At 73.2% G+C, this 3,481-nt stretch carries 4 protein-coding genes; 2 read left to right on the top strand and 2 right to left on the bottom strand.

The genetic code is table 11. From position 1 onward, the window contains the following. On the top strand, positions 1 to 568 hold a 568-nt coding region (locus tag DQW85_RS25735), incomplete at its 5' end, for a hypothetical protein (protein ID WP_476703614.1). 9 nt (positions 569 to 577) lie between these two features. Here the strand turns inward: DQW85_RS25735 and DQW85_RS25730 are convergent. Then, positions 578 to 865 (bottom strand): Lrp/AsnC family transcriptional regulator, encoded by a 288-nt coding sequence (locus tag DQW85_RS25730; RefSeq protein WP_113702536.1) that lies wholly within the window; start codon positions 863 to 865, stop codon positions 578 to 580. Between the two features lie 62 nt (positions 866 to 927). Continuing rightward, a complete protein-coding gene (locus DQW85_RS25725; protein ID WP_205315406.1) occupies positions 928 to 2,664 on the bottom strand; it encodes a DEDD exonuclease domain-containing protein in 1,737 nt (578 codons plus the stop codon). A gap of 73 nt (positions 2,665 to 2,737) precedes the next feature. Between DQW85_RS25725 and DQW85_RS25720 the strand changes: the two genes are divergently transcribed. Further along, positions 2,738 to 3,481 (top strand): serine/threonine-protein kinase (locus tag DQW85_RS25720; protein ID WP_162795373.1); only part of this gene is annotated, 744 nt, incomplete at its 3' end.

The following is a 3,481-nucleotide window of genomic DNA, read 5'->3' as shown; positions in this document are numbered from 1 at the left end:
GCTGTGGCTGGTGCTGCCCGACGGGCAGCGGCAGACGCTCGGCGAGGCGCGCGGCGCGGTGGACGCGGCGGCGCGCACCGGTGGCTGGGGGCTGCTCTACCTGGGGCTCGGCGCGCTCTGGTGGCCGGGGCTCCTCGCGGGCGCGGTGCTGCTGGCGGTGTCCTGGCGGGACGCCCGGGCTCGCGTCGATGCCTACGCGACGCTGGTCGAGGCGGCCGTCGACGTCAACCAGACGCTCATCGCCGAGGCGCTGGGCGTGACGCTGGCACACGGCGTGATCACGGCCGACGAGGCGAGCCAGATCAACGTACGGCTGGCCAAGCGGGCGGTCCGCCCGCCGGACGAGCAGGCGCAGCCGTCCGAACAGGAGAAGCCGTCCGAGCAAGGCGAGCCGGATGGGCAGGAGAAGCCGTCCGGGCACCGGAGGCCGGACATGGAGGAAGAGCCGTCCGGGCACCGGAGGCCGGACATGGAGGAAGAGCCGTCCGGGCAGCGGAGGCCGGACGTGGAGGGAGAGCCGTCCGAGCAGGGTGAGCAGGACGGGCAGGCGGAAACGGCCGTGAGGTGAGGCGGCCGGTCAGTCGGCCTCGGTGAAGCCGATGGAGAAGGCCGCGTCGAGGTCGTGCTTGGAGTAGGTGCGGAACGCGACGTGGGTCTCGGTGTGCAGGACGCCGGACACCTTGTTGAGGCGGCCTGGGATGACCTCGGCGATCTCCTCGTAGGCGGCGACCCGGACCATGGCCAGCAGGTCGTACTCGCCGGTTATGGAGTAGACCTCGCTGACCCCGTCGATCTCGGCGATCGTCTGGGCGATCTCCGGAATCCGGTCCACCTCGGCGTTGATGTGAACGATAGCCGTGACCATGGGCCAACTCTAGCGGGTCGCCACCGGGGCCGCCCATCGCGGGAGGAGCGGCTGCGCGGTGCTCAGCGCAGGGGGCGGCCCTCGCGTGAGGCGGGGGCCTTGAGTGGGCGGTAGGCGAGGTCGATGCGGGCCTTGTGGCGGGCCGCGCCGTGGGCGGGCAGGCTCCACTCGCCCTCGACCTCCACCAGCCGCACCCCCGGCGACTCCAGCCAGCGCAGGATGCACTCGGTCTCCTCGGCGCTCGCCGCGTGGACCGGGCCGGGGCCGGGGATGACGGTCTCGGCGGCGGCGACCAGCGACTCGACGAACGGCGTGGGGTGGGCGCCCCGGGGCATGACGCCCGCCGCCGCGAGCCGGCCGTAGCGGACGACGTGGATGTCCCAACCGCCGTCGAACGCGGGACTGGCGGCGACCAGCTGGGGGATCCGGGTGATGGCGGTGAGGCGCTGCATGCGGGCGGCGGTGCGGACGAACGCGGCCAGGCGGTCGCGGTCGACGGAGGCCTCCTCGTAGCGCTGCTCGACCGAGAGGCGCTCCATGCGGGCCGACACGGCGGCGTAGACGAGCGAGGCGTCGAGGGTCATGGCGCGGCGGGCGCTCTCGACGTGGACCGAGTAGTCGGCCGGGGTCTCACCGCCCTCGCAGGGGGCGCCGCAGCGGCCCATCTCGTGCAGCACGCAGGCGGCGCGGCGGGTGCGCAGGCTGATGGGCTGGGTGCACTGGCGCAGCGGCACCGCCTCGTGCAGCGCGATGCGGGCGTCGTCGGCGGAGCGGCTGCTGCCGAACGGGCCGAGGTAGGCGGCGCCGTCGTCCTTGAGCTCGCGCACGATCGACAGGCGGGGGAACGGCTCCTGGGTGAGCTTGAGCCAGACCACCCTCTCGGGGAAGCGGGACCTGCGGTTGTAGCGGGGTTTGGCGCCGCCGATCAGGCGCAGCTCGCGCACCTCGGCCTCCAGGGCCGTCGAGCAGACGATGTGCCGGACCCGCTCGGCGATGCCGATCATCTCGCGGATGCGCGGCCTGGTCTCGCCGGCCGTGAAGTAGGAGCGGACGCGGTTGCGGAGGTTGGTGGACTTGCCGATGTAGAGCACCTCGCCGCGCTCGTCCTCGAAGAGGTAGACGCCGGGGGAGTGGGGCACCGTCTCGGCCAGGTGGCGCTTGCGCTGCTGCTCGGGCGTGGGGGCGCGGACGAACGACTTGAGCTCCTCCAGCGTGTGGACCTGGAACGAGCCGGCCCGCTCGATCAGCCCGTGGAGCACGTCGACGGTGGCCCGGGCGTCCTGGAGGGCGCGGTGGCACGGCTCGGTCGGGCTGCGGAAGAACCTGGCCAGGGTGGCCAGCTTGCTGTTGGGCGTCTCGTCGCGGGTGAGCACGCGGCGGGCGAGGTCGACGGTGTCGACGACGGGGTTGGCCGGCGGGGGATAGCCGTGGGCGGCGCAGGCGGCCTTGACGAAGCGGGTGTCGAAGCCCGCGTTGTGGGCGACCAGCGTGGTGCCGTGGATGAACTCCAGGAAGCTCGGCAGCACGGACTCGATGCGCGGGGCGGCCATGACCATGGCGTCGGTGATGCCGGTGAGCACGGAGATGAACGGCGGGATCGGCCCGCCGGGATCGACCAGCGTGGAGAACTCGCCCAGCACCTCTCCCGCCCGCACCTTCACCGCGCCGATCTCGGTGATCGCGTGCTCGGCCGGCGAGCCCCCGGTCGTCTCGAGGTCGAACACGACGAACGTGACGTCACTCAGCGGGGTGCCGAGCTCGTCGAGAGTGCCCTGAAGCGCGTCCACGACCAAGACCATAGAGACGGCGACCGACAGTTGGGCGGCGCGGGACGATATCCGTTCTCTTGAGGATTTCGTTACGCTTCCCTGTATGTCCGGGGGACGACTCGCCAACCGCTACCTGCTGTCGCGGCCGCTCGGCAGCGGCGGCATGGGCAGGGTCTGGCTGGCCAGGGACGAGATGCTCGACCGCGAGGTCGCGGTCAAGGAGCTCACCCTGCCCGACGGCCTGCCGCCCGCGGAGCGGGCCGAGCTCGTCACCAGGGCGGTGCGCGAGGCCCAGGCCACCGCCAGGCTGCGCCACCCCGGCATCGTGGCGCTGCACGACGTCATCGTCGAACACGACCGGCCCTGGCTGGTCATGGAGCTGCTGCGCGGCGGCACCCTGGGCGATGTCGTCAAGCGGCACGGGCCGATGCCGCAGGAGCACGCCGCCCGCATCGGCGCCGACCTGCTGGAGGCGCTCTCCGCGGCCCACGCGCAGGGGCTGCAGCACCGCGACGTGAAGCCCGGCAACGTCTTCCTCACGGACAGCGGGCGGGTGGTGCTCACCGACTTCGGCATCGCCAGGCAGGAGGGCCAGGCCGCGCTGACCGAGCAGGGCGTCATGATCGGCTCGCCCGGGTTCATCGCGCCGGAGCGGCTGGAGGGCGACCCCGGCGGCCCGGCCAGCGACGTGTGGTCGGTGGGGGCCACGCTGTTCGTCGCGGTGGAGGGCAGGCCGATGTACGAGGGCGCGCCGGGCGAGCGGATCACCGCGACGCTCACGGTGCCGCCGCCGCCCGCCCGCGGCCCGATCGGCGTGGTCGTCGCCGCGATGACGGCCCGCCACCCG

Source organism: Nonomuraea lactucae (genome assembly GCF_003313395.1).
Taxonomy (GTDB): domain Bacteria; phylum Actinomycetota; class Actinomycetes; order Streptosporangiales; family Streptosporangiaceae; genus Nonomuraea; species Nonomuraea lactucae.
The sequence above is the reverse complement of the archived record's forward strand: the minus strand, read 5'-3'. Positions and strand labels throughout refer to the sequence as shown.

Bases quoted from the DNA above. Each gene is read 5' to 3' on its own strand.
- DQW85_RS25730 (WP_113702536.1), bottom strand. From the start codon at position 865: ATGGTCACGGCTATCGTTCACATCAACGCCGAGGTGGACCGGATTCCG.
- DQW85_RS25725 (WP_205315406.1), bottom strand. From the start codon at position 2,664: ATGGTCTTGGTCGTGGACGCGCTTCAGGGCACTCTCGACGAGCTCGGC.